The organism is Gordonia sp. CPCC 205515 (assembly GCF_048537925.1).
Classification (GTDB): Bacteria; Actinomycetota; Actinomycetes; order Mycobacteriales; family Mycobacteriaceae; genus Gordonia.
Window position 1 is genome coordinate 497,082 of record NZ_JBCLVJ010000008.1, and the last position, 22,540, is coordinate 519,621.

Below are 22,540 nucleotides of genomic sequence, written 5' to 3' on the forward strand. Positions count from 1 at the left end.
CGGATCCGGATCTGATGATGAGTGACCCTGTCTGAAGAGGAGAACACCATGGTGGACAGCCGATTCGGCGTCGTCGAACTCGACGACCTGCCCGACGATCTACGCGAGCGCCTTGCGCCCATCGCCGAGAAGTCGGGCTTCGTGCCGAACATCTTCCGGGCGCTCGGCCGTCGACCGGCCGAATTACGGGCGTTCCTCGACTATCACGATGCGCTGATGGAATCCGACGAAGGCCTGAGCAAGGCCGAACGCGAACTCGTGGTGGTCGCCACTTCGGGCGCCAATCATTGTGGGTATTGCGTTGTCGCCCATGGTGCGATCTTGCGTATCCGGGCCAAGGATCCGCACCTTGCCGATCAGGTCGCCACCAACCCGTGGGGGGCCGAACTCGACGACCGGCGCCGCGCGATCGTCGACCTGGCGCTCGCCCTCACCCGCGAGCCGGAGCTCTTCGGAGAAGCCCACCTCGACGCCGCCCGCGCGGCGGGGCTCTCCGACGACGAGATCTGGGACATCGGCTCGATCACCGCGCTGTTCGCAGCGTCCAACCGGCTGGCGCATCTCTCGGCGCTCACACCGAATCCCGAGTTCTACACGATGGGGCGCACCCCGCCGCCCCCTCGCTGAGCCGACATCGGCAGCTGGACGTAGGTCCACACCCACGGGCCGCCGCCGGCGGAGGTGAACGTCGCGCCGCCGAGATCCTGGTCCGGCCGCGCGACGCTGAGCCAGTAGCTGTGGCCGACGACGAGGGCGGCGCCGAGGAACGTGTAGCGGTAACCGATGACGCCGATGCGAACAACGAGTTGACCGGGGTAGGGGGCATGGCCGGCGGCCGTGCCGACGAAGCTACCGGGCAGCGATCTGGACACGTCGGCCAGCGACACCGTCGGCGGTGCCCCCGGCTCTCGGACATAAACCTTGATCTCGACGAACTTCAGTGGCAACGCAGGTTCCGCACAGGGCGGGCCGTGGTCGGCGCCGACGGCGAGTGGTGGAAGTGCCGTGTAGGCGAGCTGGGTGCGCATGATGGGACTCGTTTCGCAGGACTACGGTGGTGGCCTGTCTCTACCGTCCTCCAACGCGGCGCTGGGAGCATGAGTGGTGGACTACCCGAGTTTCCGACTGCGCTACCTACGATCGCGGGCTACGACCAGAGCGCCCGCTCATCGGCGGTGAGGGCGAGTTCGGTGCGTCGGCCGGTGCGCGCCGACGTCACTGCCGCTTCGATCACCGCCATCACGCCCAACGCCTGATGTGGCGGGACGGGGTTGGGGTCGCCGAGGGCGATCGCCCGCTGGAGCAGTCGGTAGTACTGCAACTGATCACCGGGCGGGGTCGGCATCGTGCTCGACGCTCCGTCCGCGTCGTAGAGGATCAGGTCGTCGGGGTCGTCGCCCCACCCGGGGCTGCCGGGCGCGACGCCGTCCTTGAGCCGGGCTTCCTGTAAGTCACTGCCACGCTTGACAACTGATCCCTGCGTGCCGTGGACGACGAACCGGGTGTGCGCGCCGGCGACGAGCAGACTGCCGTGCACGATGACTCGGCGGTGCGGGTAGTCGAGGATGACGTGCGCCCAGTCCTCGGTCTGCGATCCCGGTCGGAGATACCCGAAATCCGCGGTGACCGTGTCGGGGAGGCCGAACAGCACGAGCGCTTGGTCGATCATGTGCGGTCCCAGGTCGAACCAGAGGCCGGCGCCCGGTCCGGGGTTCTCGCGCCAGCGGTCGCGGGGCGTCGGCCGGAACCGGTCGATATGGGATTCGAAATGGGCGACGTCGCCGATGAGACCGTCGTCGATGACCTGCCGGACCCCGAGGAAGTCGCTGTCCCATCGCCGGTTCTGGAAGACCGACACGATGCGTTCGTGGCGCGCGGCCGCCGCGACCACGGCTCGGGCATCCTCGAGCGACACCATGAACGGTTTGTCGACGACGACGTGGTGCCCGGAGGTGAGTGCGGCTTCCGCGAGCGGACGATGGGTGTCGTTGGGGGAGGCGATCACCACGAGGTCGAGATCATCGCGGGCCAGCAGTGTCTCGGTGTCCACGACATCGACGTCCGGATGATCGGCGTGCACATCGTCGGCGCGACTCGACGCGACCGCGGCCAGGTCCAGGCCCGGCGTCGCGACGATCATCGGTGCATGAAAGGTCTTGCCCACGAACCCGTATCCGATCAGGCCGACCCTGACCACGTCACCTTCCACGGCCATTGGCATCCCTTCCGCTCTCTGTGTACGGTCCTCGACCACCGTACGCCGGGCTCACTTCAGGTGAGCCGCGATCCAGGCTTCGATATGCGCCCGCGCAACCGCCGCCAGAGCCGTCGGTTGCGACGTGAAAGCATGCGGCGCAGCCGGATATACCCGCAGATCAACGTCGTTGCCGGCGGCCGACAGGCGTGCCGCCATCGCGAGGTTGTCGTCGAGGAGCACATCGTCGGCGCCGACGACCAGCAGCGTCGGCGGGAGATCGTGGAGCTCACCGAACACGGGGGAGATGTCGGGACGGGTGCGGTCCTCGGCGTCGCCTACGTAGGCGTCGAGGAAGTACTCGTCGGCGATGCGGCGGCCCGCCGGCGTGCTCGCACTGAGATCATAGGTACCGAATTGCAGTGCAGCGCCGGCAAAGTGGCTGCGCAGTCCGCGATCACGGAGCCGCAGTAGGGTGGTCACGGCGAGCGTCGAACCGGCCGAGAACCCGCCGATCACCATCCTCGACGTCCCGAACTCGGCGGCTCCGTGGTCGATCAACCACTGTGCGGCGGTGGCACAGTCGTCGGGTGCGGCCGGCCAGGGATTCTCCGGCGCGAGGCGGTAGTCGACGCTGACGACGGCCACCTGCAGGGTGTCGGCGAGGTGCCGGTTGCGGGGGTCGGCGAATGCGGCGGTATCCATGTAGAAACCACCGCCGTGGATGTCCAGGTAGATCCCGCGGGGCGGGCCGTTGCACGGGAGCAGGATTCGCACCGCCACCGCGCGGTCGCCGACGCTCACCGTTCGGGTGCAGGCGCCTGGGTCGGTGGCCGGGGAATGCTGACTGCGTTGCGCACGCACCGCCCGGAGTTCCTCGAGGGTCGCCGGGCCGCGGCGCAGCCCGCGGGCAGCGTTGAACTGTCGTGATTCCTCCGCGTGGATTCCGAGTTCATCGCCCATCAGGCTGTTCAGGCCGAGACGCACCGATGTTCCTCCCGCAGTCGAGTGTGGTCCACACTAGTGGGCTCGAGGATCTGCGCCGACACCGGACGATCCTCGGACGGACTCGTGGCTCACTACGGGCGGCGGTAACCCACCGCATCCAACGCGACGTCCTGATAGCGTGCCGTCACCTCCGCCGCAGGCAGCGCGCCGTCGGGTCGAAACCAAGTCGCCACCGCGGTGCACGCGCTGATCACGAACAACGCCGTTTCCCGAGGGTGCGCGGTGTGGAACACCCCGCGAGCCACGCCGTCAGCGATCACCCGCTCGAACATACGTTGTTGGACATCGCGTTTGGTGACGATCACCGCGCGCGCATCAGGCTCGAGACTGCGTAGCTCACTGTTGCCGAGGAGGCTTTCCAGCGGCGACCGGGTGTGGCGTCCGACGTGCACTCCGACGATCGCGCGAAGTCGCTCCACCGGGTCGGTGCCCGCCTGCAGGAGTGCGTCCTCGGTATTCTCCACCAGATTGTCCATGCCGCGGTTGAGGATCAGGGCGAGCAGTCCGTGCTTGGACCCGAAGTAGTTGTAGAGCGATCCGACGGCGACGCCCGCGGAGCCGGCGATGTCACGCACCGAGGTCCCGTGGTAGCCCTTCGCCGCCATCGTCTGGACCGCCGCTGTGATCAGGTCGGCGGCCGCCGGGTCGTCGGTCGGATACACCGCGGAACTCGGCGCGGTGGACAGGGGATCGGTCGAGCCCCGCATACCACTCCTCTCACGGATGAACGATCGATCAAGTATCTCTCACAGTGCACACCTCAAGCCACGAATCTTCGGAAAATTGATGACATGCGTGTCACCTTCGCCTACTGTGAGCGTCAGTTGAGCCATGAACGATCGTTCATGGCGTGTCGCATTCCCCGGAAAGGACACCCAACTCATATGGCAGCGGACATCGCAGTCCATCGGTCCATCGCGCACGGCGAGCAACTCGCTCGGCAGGCCCGGCGCAATCCGGACAGCATCGCGCTCAGTTTCGAGGGCACCGACCTGACCTACCGCGAACTCGATCGCCGGGTCAACCGCCTCGCCCGCACGCTGCAACGGCATGGCGTGACCGCCGGAGATCGGGTGTCGGTGCTCATGTACAACCGACTCGAGGCCGTGGAGTCGTACTTCGCCGCGGTACGGATCGGTGCGATCGCGGTGCCGATCAATTTCCGGCTGGTCGCCGCCGAGGTCCGGTACATCCTGGAGAACAGCGGTGCCAAGGTGTTGATCGCGGACGCACCGATGGCCGCGGTCACCAAGGACCTGTCCGATCTGCCGCTGGCCGCCGTGCTGGTCACCGGTGGTGCGGCTGGGGCGGTCGGGCCGCACGCCCTCGACTATGAGACAGCACTCGACAACGACGATTCCAGTGTGGAAATCGCTGTCGCCGATCATGATCCGGCGTTCATCATGTACACCTCGGGAACCACGGGCCGGCCCAAGGGCGCGGTGCTCACCCACCAGAACCTGACCATGAACACCTTCAACTGCAACACGCTCCAGGCGATCGAGCCGACCGGCGAGGTCTGGTACTCGGGGCTGCCGCTGTTTCACATCGGCGGACTGAACGGCATCCTGATGTACCTCATGGTGGGTGGGCGCTCGATCATCGCGCCATCGGGGAACTTCGACGCCGCTGCGACCATCGACATCTTCGAACGCGAGCGCGTGACGTCGTGCTACTTCGTCCCCACGCAGTGGAAAGAACTGTGTGCCGTCCCCGGCGTGACGGACCGCGAACTCGCGCTGCGTCGGATCTCCTGGGGCGCGTCGATTGCACCGCCGTCGGTACTCGAAGCGATGGCCACCACATTCCCGGACATCCCCACCTTCAACATGTTCGGGCAAACCGAGATGAGCTCGGTGACCTGCGTGCTCCGCGGCGAGGACGCCATCCGAAAGATGGGGTCCGTCGGGCAACCGATCACCAATGTCGAGGCCATTCTCGTCGACGACGAGGGCACCGAGGTCGGTGTCGGGGAAGTAGGCGAAATCGTCTATCGCGGGCCGACGGTCATGAAGGAGTACTGGAACAACCCGGATGCCACCGCTGCGGCGTTCGCAGGCGGTTGGTTCCACTCCGGAGATCTGTGCGTCAAGGACGACGAGGGATTCATCCGCGTCGTCGACCGCGCCAAGGACATGATCATCTCCGGCGGCGAGAACATCTACTGCGCGGAGGTCGAGGCGGTCATCGACCAGCATCCCAAGGTGGCCGAGGTGGCCCTGGTCGGCGCGCCGCATCCCCGGTGGGTGGAGACCCCGATCGCCGTCATCGTCCCGGCCAATCCGGCCGACCCGCCGACCGAGGACGAGATTGTGGCGTTCTGCCGTGAACGTCTGGCGTCTTACAAGAAGCCGACCGGCATCGTGATCGTCGACGAGTTGCCGCGCACCGCCACCGGCAAGATACAGAAATTCGTTCTGCGTGACTCGGTCGGCGCCCGCTGACCGACACCCCTGAACACACCAGGCAAACCGACCACAGACAGGAGCAGACATGGGTAGGGATTCCGGCGGTACATACGTGCAAGGTGCCTGGGAGGCACCGGCATTCAGTGTCGACACCAACGGCAAGATCATCGGTGTCGAGAACACCAACACCCCCAACAACTGGGGCCGGTGGGGAGCCGAGGATCAGCGCGGCACCGCGAACTTCATCACCCCCGACGTCGTCGCCGCGGCCGCCGGCCTGATCCGGTCCGGCAGGTCGGTCAGCCTTGCCATCGGCCTCGACTCCTTCGGTCCGGTGCATCCGTCGCGCCCGAATGTGGTGCATCTGTTCGGGTACAGCGGTGCCGACTACGCCGCCGGAACCGAATTGGCCGCAGCTGCACCGGGATTCCAGGGGGCCGACGACTACATCTTCATGCCGCTGCAGGGCAGCACGCAGTGGGACGGCCTGGCCCACGTGTACGGCGGCGACTCGATGTACAACGGGTTCTGGATGGGCAACGTGGAGGGTTTCGCCGGAGCCAAGAAGTGCTCGATCAGTCTGCTCAAGAACTCGTTGACCAGTCGCGGCGTGCTGCTGGACATACCCAAGTTCCTCGGAGTCGATCGCTGTGTCCCGGGCGTGCCGATCACCGCGGCGCAGCTCGACCAGTGTGCACAGGAGCAGGGCGTCGAGATCCGCACCGGCGACATCCTGGTGCTCCGGACAGGTCACGTGCCGTGGTTCTACTCGCTGGCCGACAAGAGTGAGTTCTGGGCCGCCGGCGCCCCAGGATTGTCGATGGACACCGTCGACTGGATTCACCAGAAGGAGATCGCGGCGCTCGCTGTCGACAACATTGCCGTCGAGGTCGAACCGTCGGAGCAGCCGGGCGGGGTCTACCCGTTGCACGCCAAGCTGATTCGAGACCTCGGACTCACGCTGGGGGAGGTGTGGTGGCTCGAAGACCTGGCGGCGGCGTGCGCCGAGGAAGGTCGGCAGGAGTTCTTCCTGACCGCGTCACCATTGAACGTGACCGGCGGTGCGGGCACGCCGGTGAATCCGATCGCCATCTTCTGACCCGTTTCCGGTCGGCGGCGGGACCTGCCGCCGACCGGAAACCGTCTAGGGCGGGTCGGCGAATTGGGGTGCGCGGCGCTCGAATCCGGCGGGGACGGCCTCGAGTTGGTTGGGCGATCCCATCAGCCCGACCTGCAACTGACTTTCCAGGAGCAGCGCTGATGCCGCGTCGTTGCTCTGCCAGGTCTGGTCGTAGAGACGTTTGGCGGCGCGGACCGCGTGCGGTGACTTGCTCGCGATCTCGTGCGCAAGTGCCTGGGCGGCCGCCAACGGATCGTCGACGACCCGGGTGACCAGACCGAGTTCACCGGCTTCGGTACCGGAGAGGATTCGTCCGGTGAACGTCAGTTCCTTGGCGACGTCGGCGGGCAGCAGACGCGGCAGTGTCTGGGTGATCCCCATGTCGGGCACCAGACCCCACTTGACCTCCATGATCGACAGCCGGGCATCCGGTGTTGCGTAACGGATATCGGCACCGAGGGCGATCTGCAGTCCGCCACCGAAGCAGTTGCCGGTGATCGCGGCGATGACCGGCGCGGGGATGCGTGACCAGTCCACCGCGACCCGCTGCGCGTTGTTGGCCACCTGGTCCTCGTCGCGTTCCACCAGAGCCCGGCCGCTGCCACCTTGCCCGAGACTGGTGATGTCGAGGCCGGAGCAGAAACTCTTGCCCGCTCCGTGCAGCACCACCGCGCGGACGCGATTGTCCGCGGCGAGCTGCTCGGTGACGTCGACGATCGCGTCGAACATGTGCCCGTCGAGGGCGTTGTGCTTCTCACCCCGATCGAGGGTCACGGTGGCGACGCCGTCGTCGGCGATGTCGAGGGCAATCCGGTGCTCACCCATGCGGGGGTCTCCTGTCGTCGTTGTCAGTCCCATCGTAGGGATCGTGCCATGTCCCGATGAAACCCTGGACAACGTACAACCACCTGGTTGTATATTTGAGACGTGACCGAGGCAGACGAGGACCGGGCCGACGCCCTGTTCCACGCACTGGCCGACCGGACCCGACGCGACATCATGCGGCGGGTGCTGGCCGGCGAGCACTCGGTCTCCGGCCTGGCGGCGCACTACGACATGAGTTTCGCCGCGGTGCAGAAGCACGTCGCCGTGCTCGAGCGCGCAGGACTGATCACCAAGCGGCGCAACGGCCGTGAACAACTCGCCAGCGGCGACGTAACTGCGGTGCGTGCGGTGTCGGACATGCTCACCGACCTGGAACAGGTCTGGCGTGGCCGGATCGCACGAATCGACGACCTCATCGCCGCCCCCACCCAGGAGGACTGAAACATGCCGGTTACCAATGTCTCTCACGACGTCGAGGCCCGCACTCTGACGATCACCGCGGAGTTCGCCGCCCCGATCACACGCATCTGGCAGATCTATGCCGATCCCCGTCAACTCGAAAAGATCTGGGGCCCACCCACCTATCCCGCGACCGTTGTCGACCACGAGTTCCGGCCGGGCGGCCGAGTCACCTACTTCATGACCTCGCCCGAGGGGGAGAAATTCGCGGGCTATTGGATCATCGACAGCATCGACGAACCCAACGGGTTCAGCTTCCGCGACGGTTTCGCCGACGACGACTTCACGCCCGTCGAGAGCCTGCCGGTGTCCCGCAACGACTTCACCTTCACCGAACGTGACGGGCATACCGTCGCGACCTTCCTCAGCACCTACGACTCCGCCGAAGACTTGCAGAAGGTGCTCGAGATGGGCGTCGTCGAAGGTGCCAGCGGGGCGGTCAACCAGATCGATGATCTGGTGGCCTGACCACCGGTGACTCCTCGGTGTCGCGGGGCTCAGCCTTCGGGCGGTCGCCCTGGCGATGGAAGGTCACGGCAATCCGTTCGAATCCCTTGTGGCGTTGTGCCTTCGCCGCAGCCGAGTACGCCGCCTTGTCACCATCGGTCAGGACGACGTTGTCGGTGAAGGGGGTGAGCAACGATCGTGGATAGAGCTTGTCCACGCGGACCACGTTGCATTCGACGCAGATCACGATCAGCACCGCGGCGATGTAGAGGAAGGCCAGAAGTCCGAGAACCACGGCGAACACGCCGTAGGTCGCGCCGGCGCGCGCGATGACCCGCTGCACGTAGACGGCCCCGAACGTCTGCAAACCCTGCCAGAGAACGGCCGCAGCGATGACACCGGGCAGGACGTCGCGCACACCAACCGAGCGGGCGGTGCCGTAGAGGAAGGCGACCAAGAAGACGCCTGCGTTCAGCACGATCGAGCCCGCGATTGCCAGGAATCTGCCGTCGGCTCCCAGATTTACCGCGGCGACAAAACCATTCAATACCGTCAGGCCGATGATGGCCACACCGACCGTGAACAAGAGCACGGCGCCTTTGATCCGCACGTGAACGGGATTGGGGCGGCTGTTGCGCGGCACGGTCCAAGCGATGTTCATCGCGTTCTGGACAGCGACGGCCACCCCGAGTCCACCGTAGATCGCGCTCACGATACCGATGGTGACCGCGGCGGTGCTCCCGGTCAGTTGATTGGTTCCGCCGAGTTGTGAGCCGACGACGGGGATCTGCGACAACGCGGAGTCGACGATCCGCTCCTGCAGTTCCGGGTTGTCGTGCAGGAGAAACCCGAGCACCGACGTGAAGACCAGCAGCAGCGGGAAGAGTGAGATGAATCCGTAGTACGCGATCAGCGCAGCGAGATAGCCGCCCTGATCGTCGAAGAACTTGTATGCCACCGCCAGCGGATACCCACTGGCCGGATAGCGACGCTGGAACGCGTCGATACGCCCTGCCACCGACACTCGCGTCACCTTCCGTTAGCGCCCGTCCGATCTCGCCGACGGGAAGCGCTGGGCGAACCTGCGCACCGGCGGCAGTCGCCTGAGCGCTGAGTCTAACCCGGCCCACAGTCGGATAGGATCGAGTGCCATTGTCGTCGTTTGCGACTGGAGACCCGATCATGACCGGCAGAACCGTCACGACTGACTACCTGGTGGTGGGTGCCGGGGCGATGGGCATGGCGTTCACCGACGCACTGATCGATCACGCTGACGTCCATGTGACCCTGGTGGACCGCAATCACTCGGCGGGCGGGCATTGGCTCGATGCGTATCCGTTCGTCCAGCTGCACCAGGCATCACAGTTCTACGGCGTCGCATCGACGGTCCTCGGCACCGGAGCCGTCCAGCAGAGCGGACCGGAGCAGGGACTCTCCGAACGGGCCCGCCAACCAGAGATCGAGTCCTATTTCGACGACGTGCTGCGCCGACGGTTCGTCGGGTCCGGGCGTGTCACCTTCCTCGGCGCGAGCAACCATCACGTCGACGGCGACGAGCAGCTGGTGACCTCACGGGTCTCGGGCGAGACCGTGCGGATCGACGTGCGGCGGCGAGTCGTCGATGCGACCTACCTGTCGCCGACCATTCCCGCGACGACTCCGCCGCCATTTCCGGTCGCCGACGACGTGCGGGTGGTCGCGGTCAATGAGTTGGCCGATCTGAGCGAGGTACCGCAGACGTTCGTCATCGTCGGCGCCGGGAAGACCGCCACCGATGCGATCGTGTGGTTGCTGGCGAACGGGGTGAGTCCCGACCGCGTCATGTGGGTGCGGCCGCGGGAGCCGTGGATGCTGAACCGAGCTGTGGTGCAACCCGATCCGTTGGTCGCGATGGGTCTGACGACGAGCATCATGACCGCGGCCGCCGGCGCCGTCACCCCCGACGACCTCTTCCGCCGACTCGAGGCAGACGACGTGGTGATGCGCGTCGATCCGGCACTCACTGCGACGATGGCCAAGACCCCGACCCTCGGCGCCTGGGAGCTCGATCTGCTCCGCACGATCGAGCGCGTCGTGCGCCTCGGACACATCCGCCAGGTCACCGGCGCCGAGATCGTGCTCGAGCAGGGACGTGTTGCCCTGCCACCGGATTCGCTGATCGTGCACTGCGCGGCATCGGGGTTGAGTTATCCACCGATGGTCCCGATCTGGGGTCGCGACCGGATCCGACTGCAGACGAGCCGTACGGGCTTCCCGTGTTTCAACGCCGCACTGATCGGCCTCGTTGAGGCCACTCGCGACGACGACCGCGAACGCAACCGCCTGTGCCCGCCGAACAGGTTGTCCGACAACCCCATCGACTGGATCCAGATGCAGGTCCGGGGGATTGGTGCCGCACGCCGTTTCGGTGCCGAACCCGACATCGCGGCGTGGGCCAACACGTGTGCCCTCAATCCGGCCCGGATCGACCCTTCGCTTGGCGATAGTCCGGCGATCCGTGCCGCCGCCGAAAAAGTCGCCGAGCGGATGGCCCTCGGTCTGCCGCGTCTGGCCGAGCTCGGTCGGATGCCGGCACCCGCATAGGGTTCGTCGTTGCCAAACCCGGCACTCTTCGGCACGGTGGAGTGATGAGCGAAAACAGTGTCACCGTAGAACGAGTCATCGACGTCCCCGTCGACCAGGTCTTCGACGTGCTGAGCAATCCGCACCGACACCCAGAGCTCGACGGCTCGGGATTCATTCGCGGGGTGGATCACGCCGACCGGATCCAGCAGGTCGGCGACGTCTTCACGATGAACATGGACGGCCCGCACATGGGCGGTGAGTACAAGACCGACAACCACGTCACCGGCTACGCCAAGGACAAACTGCTGGCCTGGCAGACCGCACCCGCCGGCACCGAACCGCCCGGATGGGAATGGTTGTGGGAGCTCGAGGCACAGGGCCCTGACGCCACGCTGGTGCGCCACACCTATGACTGGTCCAAGGTGACCGACAAGGACCTGCTGCAGCAGGTGAAGTTCCCGCTGGTGAGCCAGGACCAGCTCGAGGACACGCTAGGTCGGCTCGCGGCGGCTGCCGCCGGCTGACCGACCAAGGGTCGGCACGGCGGGGTCGCTGCGGTGATGCGACGGCACCCCCGGCCCGGCATGTTCGGCGTTGAAGACCGCATCGACGACCAGTTGGCGAACGTGCTCGTTCTCCAGGCTGTAGAAGATCGTGGTCCCGGCACGCCGGGTGCGCACCAACCGCGCCATCCGCAGTTTCGCCAGATGCTGCGACACCGACGGGGCCGGTTTGCCGACGCGGTCGGCGAGGTCGGTGACCGACAGTTCGCCGTCGGCCAGTGCCCACAAGACCTGCACCCGGGTGGGGTCGGCGAGCATCCGGAACACCTCGACGATGAGGCTGACCTGGTCATCGGCCAGCGGCTCGGCTGAACCACTGTCTGCATGCATATGCAGACAGTAGAGCACTCCGCGGCGGATATCGATCGGGAGCCGCTCCGGGAACGCCGACGAATCGGGCGGGTCGGCGCTACCCTCACCTGGGAACGAACAGAAGATCCGGGTGCGAGGAACGAGAACGCGATGTCGGCACGCATCGAGGCCACCACGCCGGCGGTGACCGTGACGATGTCCGGGACCGTTCGCGTGGACGTCGACGGCCGGGCCGCCGACGTCAAGTCCAGGCGCGAACGCGCCGTGCTGGCCCGCCTGGTCGCCGCCGACGGTCAGGTCGTGTCGACCGATCGCCTCATCGACGATCTGTGGAACGGTGAGCCACCACCAAAGGCATTGGGCGGCCTCCAGGTTCACATCTCCAACCTGCGGCGCATCCTCGAACCGCAGCGAGCCCCGCGGACTCCCGCACGGATCATCGTCAGCGAGGCGCCGGGGTATGCCCTGCGACTGCCGCGGGCCGCGGTGGATCTCTGGCGGTTCGCTGATCTCGTCAGCCGCGCCGATGGCGATCCGAAGGTCCGCCACGAGCACCTCGACACCGCGCTGGCCCTGTGGCACGGCACCCCGTTCGGCCCGTACGCTGCCGACGACTGGGCACGTCCGGCCGTCACCCACCTTGACGAGCTGCATCTGGTTGCCGTCGAACAGCGCGCGGCCGACGCGCTCGCGTTGGGCCGACCGGCCGATGCGGTCTCCGCACTCACGCCCGTCTGCGACGCCCACCCGATGCGCGAGGAGTCGTTCCGGCTGACCGCGCTCGCGCAGTACCGGCTGGGTCGGCAGGCCGATGCACTCGAGACGCTGCGCACGCTGCGGCATCACCTGTCCGAAGACCTCGGTGTCGACCCGTCCCCGCCGATCCGCGAGCTGGAAACCGCGATCCTGCAGCAGGATCCGGCGCTCGATCGGGCGCCGCAGCCCAGAGTGGCGTCGATCGACGAACCAGCCGCTACACCGGGTCACTACCCGGGCGAGTTCGCGGGCCGCACAGTCGAACTCGAGAGGCTCACCGCGCATGCCGAATCGGTCCGGGTCACCGGACTGCGAGTCGCGTGGATCACCGCCGAGGCAGGCGGCGGTAAGTCGACGCTGGCCCAAGCCTTTGTCGCGCAGCAGGGGGCGTCCGGATGGGCGGCTGCGATCGGGCACTGCCCGGAGGTCGACGGCGCGCCCACGGCGTGGGCCTGGCGCGAGATCGTCGGCGAACTCGGCGGCGACAACGAACTCGACGACCCGTTCCTCATCGCCCGCCAAGTGGCGGCGCTCGGCAGATCCGGACCCGCCGACACCGGAACCGTCATCGTCCTCGACGACGCCCACCGCGCCGACAGCGCCACACTGCAGGTACTGCGGCAAATGGTCACCTGGCTCGCCGACCGACCGGTGTTCGTGCTGGCCACGTACCGGCCCTCGGAAGCCACCAACGAATTGATGGCGACCGGTGCGTCGCTCATCTCGGTGGCTGTCGACGTCGTGGCACTCGAGGGCCTCTCCGATGACGGTATCCGCGAGGTCGCAGCCGGGGCCGGGCTGACCCCGGTCGACGACGAAACCGTCGCCTTGTTGCGGTCGCGCACCGACGGCAACCCATTGTTCGTGCGGGAACTCGCCAAGTTGGTGGCCTCCCGCGGCACGCGCGATGCCCGGACGACGGTGCCCAGCGGAGTGCGAGAGGTGCTGCTGCAACGCACTCAACGCCTCCCCGCCGACACCGTGTCGGTCTTGCGACTGCTCTCGGTGTGCGGACGTAGCGCCGACGTCAACACCCTGATCGGCCTGTGGCCGGAGCCCTCTGGCGCCGAGGACACCGTCCTGGATGCCATCGACACCGCTGTCGTCGCCGGCCTGCTGAGCACCGAGGGGGAACGCGTCCGTTTTCATCACGTGCTGATGCGGGACGCCATCTACGACGACATCCCCGGTCTGCGGCGCCGTCGAATGCATTGGCGAACAGGGGAGTACCTGCGGTCTCTGCCCGCGTCCAGCCCGGATGAACTCGCGGTGCATGCAGCTCTGGGCGCCTCCGCCGCGACCGCGGACCGCGCCCTGGAGATCGTTGAAGCGGCCGCCCGACGTCGTTCTGATGGCGACCTGGCCGCCGATTCGGCACCGTTGTGGCAGCATGCCGTCGACCTGCATCTGCTGGCCGGACACGACCGGCCGACAGCCGATCACGCGGCGCGCGCGGCGTTGGTGACAGCCCTGTGCGAGCTCGTCACCGCCCTGGCCCACCGCGGTGAGTCGGTGTGGGCGCGACAGCGGCGGGAGCAGGCGCTGCACCTGGCGAACGCACTCGACGACCCGCAGCTGGTCGTCGCGGCACTGACCTGTTGGCGCACCCCATGGATCTGGAGCACCCGCACCAAAGGGGTTCTCGACGAAGTGATGGTGACATCGCTGCAGTCGGCACTCTCGACCGCGTCCGGTGCCGAACGGGCCCGACTACTGATCACCGCGGTGATGGAGTACGAGGGTAGTGACGACCAGCTCGCCATCGATCTCGCCCGGGAGGCGGTGGACCTCACCTCCACCATCGACGATCTCGAATTGCGCTGCGGTGCACTCAATGCGCGCATCTTCACCGCGCTCGGCCCCGACAGTCGTGCGGAATACCCCGGGTTGGCTGACGATTTTCTTGCCGCCGCGGAAGCAGCAGGCAGCACTGAGTACACCGCGGCTGCCCACTTCTATCTGTTCATGGTGCGGATGTCGCAGATCGATCTCCCGGGTGCGGTCGGCCAGATGCGTCAGGCGCTGCAGTGCGCGACCAGTGGTCGGGTCGGCGAACTGGTGGTGGTGTTCTCGGCGTTTGCGGCGGTCACCGAGGTGCTGCGCGGCAATCTTGATGCGGCAGAACAGCGATACCAGGCGTTGAGTCGATCTCTGATCGATGCGGGCATCCCGGCCGGCGAGGACTTCGCGATGATCGGGCAGCTGTGCATCGGCTGGTCTCGCGGATCGATCGGCGACGTGGTCGATGCCCTCGAGCAGGCCTACGACCGCTCACCCCAGGCGGTCGCCTGGACGTATGTTCTGGCGCTGATCGATGCCGGCCGGATCGACGAGGCTCGCGCGCTGGCGGTCACCGATCTGCCGGTCAGCCGCGACTACTACTGGACCTCGCTGCAGGGCTTTCACGCGCGTTCGCTGGTGCGGCTCGGGCTGGTCGATCAGGCGGCCGAACTGTATGCGTCACTGCGCGATTGGTCGGGCACCGCATTAGGGCTCGACGCGGGGAGTGTCTCCTTCGGCCCGATGGATGTGGTCCTGGCCGAACTCGCCGATCTCTTGGGCGACGACGCTGCCGCACAACGGCATCGAGCGATTGCCGCCGAAGTGGAGGAGAGGTTGGAGCGTGGGTTGGAACAGATCGGCAGGGTGTGAGCGACCACCTCGGTCACTACACCTGCGTCCTGTCAGGATCGATGCAGCCGTACCGCCACGGCGACCACGATCGCGTCGCCAATGATGAGACCGTTCCGCGGCCCGACACCGAAGTCGCTGCGGTGCAACGTCGTTTGCGCGCGAACATCGATCATGGAGTCAGTGTCACCTGGCCGGTAGTCGGCGATCGGAGCGATCGTGAGCACAACCGGTCTGCTGATTCCTTTGACGGTGAGTTCACCGGCCAGTGCGTGCTCTGAAGGCTGCTGACCGGAGTCGACCTCCGAAGGCTGCTCAGTGGTCACGAATGTCGCGGCTGGATACGTGTCGACGTCGAAGAATGCAGCCGATCGCAGGTCGCGGTCGCGTCGGTCGTTGCCGGTGGTGATCGAGTCGACGGCGATGTCCACGCGGACCGACGGAGCGCCGGCCTCCGGAATCGTGAGAGTGCCACTGAACTTGGTGAATTCGCCTCGAACCGTAATGAGCCCGAGTTGCTGAACGGAGAATCCGACCGTCCAATCGGTGGGTTCGATGGCCCAGGTACCGGCTTCGATACGAGTGCTGATCGCGGGGGTGGTCATGGTGATCTCCTCAATAGGGACGGGATGCAAGAAGGGTTGTTAGACAAGTTACTTTCCTAATAAAGGTAAGCTACTTGTCTAAGTTTGTCAATGCCGCGAGGAGCTCGATGGTAAGAAGGGTGAGCGGCTGAAAGATCAGCGAGGAGTGGAAAGGGGCAGCATGGCGTCTGTTTCGTCCATCCCGTTTGCCGAGGAGAACCACGGCACGCCGTACAACGCGTCCGGTGTGGTGCCGATCGGGCCCCGACGGTTCGTGTTCATCGACAACCGCGATCCGGACGCGGTCTTCGAACTGTCTGTGACCTCCGACGGGCGCCAAGACGGACCGATCGTGCGTCGAGCGCTGACCGGAGTGGCACCCGACGCGCTGCGTGACCCGGAGGGTCTCGCGCGTATCGATACCGCCGACGGCAAGTTCGATCTCATCGTGTCATCGTCGTTCTGCGCGCGTTCCGGGCGCAAGGCGCACCACACGCCGTCGGATGGGCTGGTTCGCATTCGCTATCGGCCGGACGGTGACCTGTCCGCCGAAGCGATGCCCGGATTCCGGGAGTGGCTGCTGAACGCGTTTCCCGGGTTGGCGCCGGCCGCCCGGATCGTGCCTGACGATGATGGGTTGAATGTCGAGGGCCTCGCCTGGGACCCGGTTCGGCAGCTCCTGCTCTTCGGCCTCCGCAGCCCGGTCCGGGCGGGCCGGATACCGGTGTTGGCCGTCCACCTCGACGTCGGGGCGCCCTGGACCACCGCGGCGTGTCGAGCGCAATCCGAGGTGACCGTAAAGACCGGGCATTCCCATGTGCCACTGGGGATTCGAGACATGTCCTACGATCCGCACCGCGAACGATTCTTGCTTCTCCTCGGCCGGTCCACCGGCGGCAAGAAGACACGGTTCCACCTGGCCGAGTGGAACGGAACCGATGACACCGCCGTCGAACTCGACATCAGGTTCACTCACCGTTCGATGAAACCCGAAGGTATCACTGCGTTTTCCGACGGCCCGGCGCAACGCATCCTCATCGTCGACGATGCGGGAGGCTTCGCGGTGTTCGACGCCGCAACGAAGGACGCCGAGTCGGGCGAGTGAATGATCGACGACCCGCCCGATGGCTACCGTGGTGAGATGACCGAGTCCTCCGCGTGGTCCGGCGAGTTCACCAACAGAGCCGAGCGCCGTGCCGCGGAAGCCGACCCCGACTGGGGCGGTGGGAGCCGCCTGCATCCCGCTGTGGTGCGCAGCGTGCAGAAGTTCCAGGTCGGCGAGAGTGGTGACGGCGCCCATCTGATCGGTGCCGCAGCGGCTGCGGGCGACGCCGACTATGAGCGCGCCATTCGCCTGTTCGTGGCCGAGGAACAGAACCATGCACGAATGCTTGCCGAAGTGCTGCGGGCCGCCGGTGCCTCGACGACGAACGCGCATTGGTCGGATGTGATCTTTGTCCGGCTGCGCCGTCTGCTCGGCCTACGACTCGAACTCATGGTCCTGACGATCGCCGAGGTCGTCGCACTGCGCTACTACCGTGCACTCGCCGATGGCGGCGACGACAGGCTGCTCACCGATGTGTCCGAACGCATCCTCGCCGACGAGCGCTTTCACGTACCGTTCCAGTGCCGCCGACTGCGATTGGGGTTTGCCCACACTCCAGGTCTCGCCCAGGTGTTGATCAAACATGGCTGGCGTGCAATGGCTTTCGGTGTGATCATCGTCGTCGCGGCGGACCACGGGCCGGCGCTACGCGTGTGCGGGGTGTCGCGGCGCGCCTTTATCCGTGACTCCATGCGGCTGTTCGACGACGCTGCGGCAGCCGTCTTCGACGGGAATCCATCTACTGCCCATACGTATAGCGCAGATTTGCGTTGATCAGCGTGCCGATCCGTTGGCACATGTGCCGGAACTGACGGTCATCGGGTGCCGGTGGCTCGACAAGCAGCGTCCACCGAAGATCTGTGCCGCCTTTGCCTGCCGGGAGGTCGAACGCGATCTGCGCGTCGGGGCGCTTGATCCACAACGACGACCAGACTACCCGCGTCGGGCGAGCGGATTGCAGCACCACCGGCGGGATCTCGTCGTCGAGCAAATGTAGCCATGGGCGGCTTGGCTGACGATCGGGTTCGGTCAGATCGTCGAATAGAACACTCGGCGGCGCAGGCTGATTCCGCTGCTTGGACGCAATGATCTCCACGATTCGACACTACGCACACCCAGTCGAAACCCGCGGCAGGCCGCCGTGAAGTTCGTTCGGTTAACCAAGCAGACTGCGGCTTTCGTTGGTGTACAGCGTTATTCGACCATTCGAATCGGCTATATCGAAACGCAAAACCGGCTACGCTTACCTGCATCGTCCATGACGATGAGGTCGTCGACGCCACTTTCCGGCTCGACGCCCTGACGTCTGCGCCTGTCCGTGTTCACCTACCCACGAGATGACAAGGCAACGCACATGGACAAGTCGGTCGACCGCATCACTTATCCACACCAGAGCGGCGTGGCAGTGGCGACACTCCCCGAAGCCTTCCAGGAAACGATTCGAATGCGACCGTCGGCGGTGGCACTGCGGACCGTCGGCGGCATGGTCGAGATCACCTGGGCAGAGTACGGCCGGCGGGTCGAGCTCATCGCACAAGGACTGGTCGCGTTGGGCATTGGGCATGGCGACACGGTCGGCATCATGCTGACCAACCGGCCGGAGTTCCATCTGATCGACACGGCCGCACTGCATCTCGGTGCGATCCCGTTCTCGATCTACAACACGAGTTCGCCCGAGCAGATCGAGTACCTCTTCGGGGATGCCGGGAACACCGTCGTCGTCACCGAGCAGATGTTCCTGCCGGCGATCCGCGCCGCGAGCACCGCCGCGCAGACCACGATCATCGTCGACGGCATTGCTGAGGGCGCCATGTCATTGGCCGACCTCGAACAGACCCCGGCTCCGGACGGCTTCGACTTCGAGGCATCCTGGCGCGCCGTGCAACCCGACGATCTCGCGACGTTGATCTATACCTCGGGTACCACGGGTCCACCCAAGGGCGTCGAGATCACTCACCGCAGCTTCGTCGCCTGCGGTCTGGCCTTCGAACCGATTGTCCCGTACACGTTCGACGATCGGGTCATCTCGTATCTCCCGGCCGCGCACATGGCCGAACGCGTCGCCTGCCACCTGACCAACATTGTGTGCGGCGCGCAGGTGACCACGGTGCCGGATCCGCGGGAGGTCGCCGTAGCCCTGCCTGACGTGCGGCCGACCGTCTTCTTCGGGGTGCCGCGGGTCTGGCAGAAGATCCGCGCCGGCATCGACGCCGCACTCACCGAAGAGACCAGCCCGGTGAAGAAGCACCTGGTGTCCTGGGCGCTGGCCGCCGGAGCAGCGTCGGCGGACGCGATCATTGACGGCCGTACGCCGAGCCGGATCGACAGCATCCAGCACACTCTCGCCGACAAACTCGTGCTGCAGAAGATCCGCGCGACACTCGGCATGGACGAACTCCGGGTGGGCGTCTCCGGCGCGGCAGCCATTCCGCCTGCGGTCTTGCGCTTCTTCCTCGGTCTCGGTATCCCGGTGCTCGAGGGCTGGGGCATGTCGGAGACCTCGGCCGCCGGCACCATGAACTCCGCCGCGGACTTCAAGATCGGTTCGGTGGGCAAGCCGCTACCGGGGATCGAGGTCAAGCTGGCCGACGACGGTGAACTGTTGATTCGCGGTGCAGTGATCATGCGCGGCTACCGCAACCAGCCGCAGAAGACAGCGGACACGATCGACGCGGACGGGTGGCTCTCCACCGGCGACATCGCGACGATCGACGACGGCTTCGTGACCATCGTGGACCGCAAGAAGGAACTGATCATCAACGGGTCAGGAAAGAACATGTCGCCCACCAACATCGAGAACGCGATGAAGGCGGCCTCCTCGCTGATCGGTCAGGTCGCCGCGATCGGCGACGAAAAGCCGTTCATCTCGGCGCTTATCGTGCTCGATCCCGATGCCGCAGCCGCGCGGGCGAAAATGCTCGACCTGACCGACGCCGACGTCGCCACCCTGTCCGCGCACGCCGCGGTCACCGAGGAGGTGGCCGCCGCCATCCGGGAAGGCAACGGCACACTTTCGCGGGTCGAACAGATCAAACGCTTCACCATCCTTCCCGCCGCATGGGACCCCGGCGGAGACGAACTCACACCAACAATGAAGCTGCGGCGCAAGCCGATCGCCGCCAAGTACGCCACCGAGATCGGTGCGCTCTACGACGAGTCGCCAGGAACCGGGGTCATCGATCTGAGCTGACTCTGGGCTGGGTCCCGAGGACGGAGGTGAGGCGACGATGGGCAGTGTGAAGGTCGGATACATGGTGCTACCCGGCTACACCCGCTACCACTCCGCCATGCTGCTCCACAGCGGACGGACGAGCGCAGTTGCTTGCGGAGCGGACTCCGTGTGGGTTCCCGACCACCTGAACGGTTGGTTCCCGCCGTCACTGCAGAGCCCCGCGTATGCGGGCGCTTTGAAGGTGATGCCACACACCGATGCAATCTATGAACCCTGGACGGTTCTGGGAAACCTCGCTGCGCGCATGCGGTTTCGCAGTCGGCCACTCGGAATCGGGGTGACTGATGCAGGTCGGCGCAATCCCGCCGTCACCGCGCAGGCCGCGGCTACCCTGCATCATCTCAACCGTGCGGGCGCGATCCTCGGCCTAGGCCCCGGGGAACGCGAGGGCAATGAGCCGTACGGCGTCGACTGGTCACAACCGGTGAGTCGCTTCGAAGAGGCCGTCGCGACGATCCGAGCGCTGTGGGATTCCGGCGGCGCACCGATTCGCCGCGAGTCGCCGTTCTTTCCGTTGCGGGACGCCACCTTCGCCATTCCGCCGAAGAAGGGCCGATTTCCGGAGATCTGGATCGGTGCGCACGGTCCGCGCATGCTGCGGATCACCGGCCGATATGCCGACGGCTGGTTTCCGGCCTTCACCTCATCACCCCCTGAATACGCTCGGCAATTGGCAACGGTCAAGGCGTCGGCGTCCGATCATGGGCGGGACCCTGATTCGATCACCGCGGCCATGTGGTTCCCGTGTATCACCGGGCGAAACCGCGACGAGATCGACGAGACCTTTGACTCGCCGATTCTTCGCTGGCTCGCCGTGTTGGCGCCCGATTGGATGTGGCGGCAGTACGGGTCTCAACATCCACTGGGAGAGGGGTTCACCGGTGGCCAGGACATCATTCCGCAAGCAATCGATGAAGCGACGGTCGCTCGATGCGTCCGGGCGGCGCCGCCTGCCCTCGTCCGTGCCATGGTTCACCACGGCACGGCAGACGAACTCGTCGACCAAGTCGCCGAGTGGCGCGATCACGGTGTGCGCCACGTCGTGGCATCAACCTACAACGTCCTGCGGCCGAACATGATCCGTGGATTCACCTCCGACACCTCGTTCCTGCAAGCGTTGCGGCGAATACGCCGGCTCTAGGGGTGGCTGCGTACCGCGCGGGATCTTCGGCGTTGTCACGATCGTCCCGATACTGGCCGTGATGACCAACGCGATCGCCGCCAGACGCAGCCGGCCGGTGCTCTGGCCCAGCAGGATCCAACCGGAGAGGACCGCGATGATCGGCTCGAGACTGAGCAGGATGCCAAAGACACTGCGCGGAAGTCGGCGCAGCGCAGCCAGTTCCAGCGTGTAGGGGATCGCCGAGCACAGCAACGCCACACCGAGTGTGGGCAACAACAGCAACGGCTGCTCGAAAGCGACGGTCAGCCCGGACATGCCGAGCGGCGCGACGACGACGGTGGCGAATGCCAAGGCGATAGCCAGTCCGCCGGTGCCGGGGACCCGCTGTCCGACGTGGGCACTCGACACGATGTAGAGAGCCCAGAAGGATCCTGCGATCACCGCGAACAGCACGCCCAGTGGGTCCAATGAGCCTGTTTGCGTGAGACTTTCGACGCCCAGCAACCCGATGCCCACCACCGCCAGCGACACCCAGGCAAGGTCGATCGCCCGCCGCGACAACACCGCCGACAACACCAACGGCCCGACGAACTCGATGGCCACGGCGGCGCTGAGCGGGAGCCGCTCGATCGACAGGTAGAACGATCCGTTCATGCCGGCCATGATGACGCCGAACGTCGCGACCGAGCGCCACTGTGCGCGGGTCCATCCCGCGATGCGGGGGCGACTCACCAGCAGCAGAAGGATCGCCGCCATGCCGAGGCGTAGCGTCGTCACACCCCACCGCTGCTACTCGCGGTGCCATCGCGCGGCCCGATGAGCGGGCCACCCCAACGCCTGGCCGAACTCGGGTCGGCGCCCTGGGCTTTGGACCCACCCGGCACGGCCAGCGGCGACTGGGCGCGCGCGGTCTGCCGGGCCGCCGGTTTCGAACCGCAGGTCCGCTATGAAGGCCCGGACCCACTGCTGCACGCGCATCTGGTGCGCACCGGACACGCGGTCGCCTTCATCCCCGGCCTCATCGCCGCCGATCACCTGCACGGCACCCAACTCGCCCGCCTGCCCGGGGATCCACATCGCACGCTCTACACCGCCGTCCGCGCGGGCCGTGCCGGGCATCCCGCGGTGCGGGCGCTGCGCGACGCGATGGCCCAGGTCGTCGCCGACCGTCCTGCGCAGTCGCCGGCGGGGACGTTGCGCGAGTGACG

Annotated in this window: 23 protein-coding genes; 13 read left to right on the plus strand and 10 right to left on the minus strand. The window is 66.3% G+C overall.

What is annotated here, in order from left to right:
• Positions 1-48: 48 nt before the first annotated feature.
• Complete coding sequence (locus AAFP30_RS14195) at positions 49-627, plus strand: peroxidase-related enzyme (RefSeq protein ID WP_419230562.1); 579 nt, start codon at positions 49-51, stop codon at positions 625-627.
• On the opposite strand, the gene AAFP30_RS14200 is transcribed toward AAFP30_RS14195, so the two are convergent.
• The 4 genes from AAFP30_RS14200 to AAFP30_RS14215 all read right to left on the minus strand — a co-directional run bounded on the left by AAFP30_RS14200 (position 591) and on the right by AAFP30_RS14215 (position 3,909).
• Complete coding sequence (locus AAFP30_RS14200; protein ID WP_419230563.1) at positions 591-1,028, minus strand: hypothetical protein; 438 nt, start codon at positions 1,026-1,028, stop codon at positions 591-593. The two genes, AAFP30_RS14195 and AAFP30_RS14200, sit on opposite strands and share 37 nt — an antisense overlap.
• Before the next feature lie 119 nt (positions 1,029-1,147).
• On the minus strand, positions 1,148-2,215 hold the full coding sequence (locus tag AAFP30_RS14205) for an oxidoreductase (protein ID WP_419230564.1): 1,068 nt from the start codon (positions 2,213-2,215) through the stop codon (positions 1,148-1,150).
• Positions 2,216-2,266: 51 nt separating this feature from the next.
• Positions 2,267-3,181 carry an alpha/beta hydrolase gene (locus tag AAFP30_RS14210; RefSeq protein WP_419230565.1) on the minus strand — a complete coding sequence of 305 codons (915 nt, stop codon included), beginning with the start codon at positions 3,179-3,181 and terminating at the stop codon, positions 2,267-2,269.
• A gap of 92 nt (positions 3,182-3,273) precedes the next feature.
• Positions 3,274-3,909, minus strand: a complete 636-nt coding sequence (locus AAFP30_RS14215; RefSeq protein ID WP_419230566.1) for a TetR/AcrR family transcriptional regulator — start codon at positions 3,907-3,909, stop codon at positions 3,274-3,276.
• Positions 3,910-4,086: 177 nt separating this feature from the next.
• Here AAFP30_RS14215 and AAFP30_RS14220 point away from each other — a divergent pair, with 177 nt between their 5' ends.
• Entirely contained in the window at positions 4,087-5,646 is a 1,560-nt protein-coding gene (locus AAFP30_RS14220; protein ID WP_419230567.1) for an AMP-binding protein, read from the plus strand.
• 49 nt (positions 5,647-5,695) lie between these two features.
• A complete protein-coding gene (locus AAFP30_RS14225) occupies positions 5,696-6,709 on the plus strand; it encodes a cyclase family protein (protein WP_419230568.1) in 1,014 nt (337 codons plus the stop codon).
• 45 nt (positions 6,710-6,754) lie between these two features.
• On the opposite strand, the gene AAFP30_RS14230 is transcribed toward AAFP30_RS14225, so the two are convergent.
• Positions 6,755-7,555 carry a crotonase/enoyl-CoA hydratase family protein gene (locus tag AAFP30_RS14230; protein WP_419230569.1) on the minus strand — a complete coding sequence of 267 codons (801 nt, stop codon included), beginning with the start codon at positions 7,553-7,555 and terminating at the stop codon, positions 6,755-6,757.
• A 102-nt stretch (positions 7,556-7,657) separates the two neighbouring features.
• Between AAFP30_RS14230 and AAFP30_RS14235 the strand changes: the two genes are divergently transcribed.
• The gene (locus tag AAFP30_RS14235; RefSeq protein WP_419230570.1) at positions 7,658-7,996 is read left to right on the plus strand and encodes an ArsR/SmtB family transcription factor; all 339 of its coding nucleotides are present in this window, start codon (positions 7,658-7,660) and stop codon (positions 7,994-7,996) included.
• 3 nt (positions 7,997-7,999) lie between these two features.
• The gene (locus AAFP30_RS14240) at positions 8,000-8,482 is read left to right on the plus strand and encodes an SRPBCC family protein (RefSeq protein ID WP_419230571.1); all 483 of its coding nucleotides are present in this window, start codon (positions 8,000-8,002) and stop codon (positions 8,480-8,482) included.
• Here the strand turns inward: AAFP30_RS14240 and AAFP30_RS14245 are convergent.
• Positions 8,454-9,485 (minus strand): YihY/virulence factor BrkB family protein, encoded by a 1,032-nt coding sequence (locus AAFP30_RS14245; RefSeq protein WP_419230572.1) that lies wholly within the window; start codon positions 9,483-9,485, stop codon positions 8,454-8,456. The genes AAFP30_RS14240 and AAFP30_RS14245 overlap by 29 nt on opposite strands.
• A 158-nt stretch (positions 9,486-9,643) precedes the next feature.
• Here AAFP30_RS14245 and AAFP30_RS14250 point away from each other — a divergent pair, with 158 nt between their 5' ends.
• Together AAFP30_RS14250 and AAFP30_RS14255 are read left to right on the plus strand one after the other, a co-directional pair.
• Positions 9,644-11,044: an NAD(P)-binding protein gene (locus AAFP30_RS14250; protein WP_419230573.1), complete on the plus strand. Its 1,401-nt coding sequence runs from the start codon at positions 9,644-9,646 to the stop codon at positions 11,042-11,044.
• 44 nt (positions 11,045-11,088) lie between these two features.
• Positions 11,089-11,550, plus strand: coding sequence for an SRPBCC family protein (locus AAFP30_RS14255; RefSeq protein WP_419230574.1), 462 nt, complete (start codon positions 11,089-11,091; stop codon positions 11,548-11,550).
• Here AAFP30_RS14255 and AAFP30_RS14260 read toward each other — a convergent pair.
• On the minus strand, positions 11,518-11,919 hold the full coding sequence (locus AAFP30_RS14260) for an ArsR/SmtB family transcription factor (RefSeq protein ID WP_419230575.1): 402 nt from the start codon (positions 11,917-11,919) through the stop codon (positions 11,518-11,520). The two genes, AAFP30_RS14255 and AAFP30_RS14260, sit on opposite strands and share 33 nt — an antisense overlap.
• A gap of 132 nt (positions 11,920-12,051) precedes the next feature.
• Here AAFP30_RS14260 and AAFP30_RS14265 point away from each other — a divergent pair, with 132 nt between their 5' ends.
• Positions 12,052-15,309 carry a BTAD domain-containing putative transcriptional regulator gene (locus AAFP30_RS14265; protein WP_419230576.1) on the plus strand — a complete coding sequence of 1,086 codons (3,258 nt, stop codon included), beginning with the start codon at positions 12,052-12,054 and terminating at the stop codon, positions 15,307-15,309.
• A 32-nt stretch (positions 15,310-15,341) separates the two neighbouring features.
• Here AAFP30_RS14265 and AAFP30_RS14270 read toward each other — a convergent pair whose 3' ends face one another.
• Positions 15,342-15,893, minus strand: coding sequence for a YceI family protein (locus tag AAFP30_RS14270; protein WP_419230577.1), 552 nt, complete (start codon positions 15,891-15,893; stop codon positions 15,342-15,344).
• Between the two features lie 160 nt (positions 15,894-16,053).
• Here AAFP30_RS14270 and AAFP30_RS14275 point away from each other — a divergent pair, with 160 nt between their 5' ends.
• The gene (locus AAFP30_RS14275; protein WP_419230578.1) at positions 16,054-16,977 is read left to right on the plus strand and encodes a DUF3616 domain-containing protein; all 924 of its coding nucleotides are present in this window, start codon (positions 16,054-16,056) and stop codon (positions 16,975-16,977) included.
• A 36-nt stretch (positions 16,978-17,013) separates the two neighbouring features.
• Positions 17,014-17,751: a ferritin-like domain-containing protein gene (locus tag AAFP30_RS14280; protein WP_419230579.1), complete on the plus strand. Its 738-nt coding sequence runs from the start codon at positions 17,014-17,016 to the stop codon at positions 17,749-17,751.
• Here the strand turns inward: AAFP30_RS14280 and AAFP30_RS14285 are convergent.
• Positions 17,717-18,073, minus strand: coding sequence for a hypothetical protein (locus AAFP30_RS14285; protein ID WP_419230580.1), 357 nt, complete (start codon positions 18,071-18,073; stop codon positions 17,717-17,719). The genes AAFP30_RS14280 and AAFP30_RS14285 overlap by 35 nt on opposite strands.
• Positions 18,074-18,331: 258 nt before the next feature.
• On the opposite strand from AAFP30_RS14285, the gene AAFP30_RS14290 reads away from it, so the two are divergent.
• Both AAFP30_RS14290 and AAFP30_RS14295 read left to right on the plus strand, forming a co-directional pair.
• Positions 18,332-20,167: an AMP-dependent synthetase/ligase gene (locus AAFP30_RS14290; RefSeq protein WP_419230581.1), complete on the plus strand. Its 1,836-nt coding sequence runs from the start codon at positions 18,332-18,334 to the stop codon at positions 20,165-20,167.
• Between the two features lie 37 nt (positions 20,168-20,204).
• Complete coding sequence (locus AAFP30_RS14295) at positions 20,205-21,350, plus strand: LLM class flavin-dependent oxidoreductase (protein WP_419230582.1); 1,146 nt, start codon at positions 20,205-20,207, stop codon at positions 21,348-21,350.
• Here AAFP30_RS14295 and AAFP30_RS14300 read toward each other — a convergent pair.
• Entirely contained in the window at positions 21,258-22,109 is an 852-nt protein-coding gene (locus AAFP30_RS14300) for an EamA family transporter (RefSeq protein WP_419230583.1), read from the minus strand. The genes AAFP30_RS14295 and AAFP30_RS14300 overlap by 93 nt on opposite strands.
• A gap of 9 nt (positions 22,110-22,118) precedes the next feature.
• Here AAFP30_RS14300 and AAFP30_RS14305 point away from each other — a divergent pair, with 9 nt between their 5' ends.
• Positions 22,119-22,538 carry a LysR substrate-binding domain-containing protein gene (locus AAFP30_RS14305; RefSeq protein ID WP_419230734.1) on the plus strand — a complete coding sequence of 140 codons (420 nt, stop codon included), beginning with the start codon at positions 22,119-22,121 and terminating at the stop codon, positions 22,536-22,538.
• Positions 22,539-22,540: the final 2 nt, after the last annotated feature.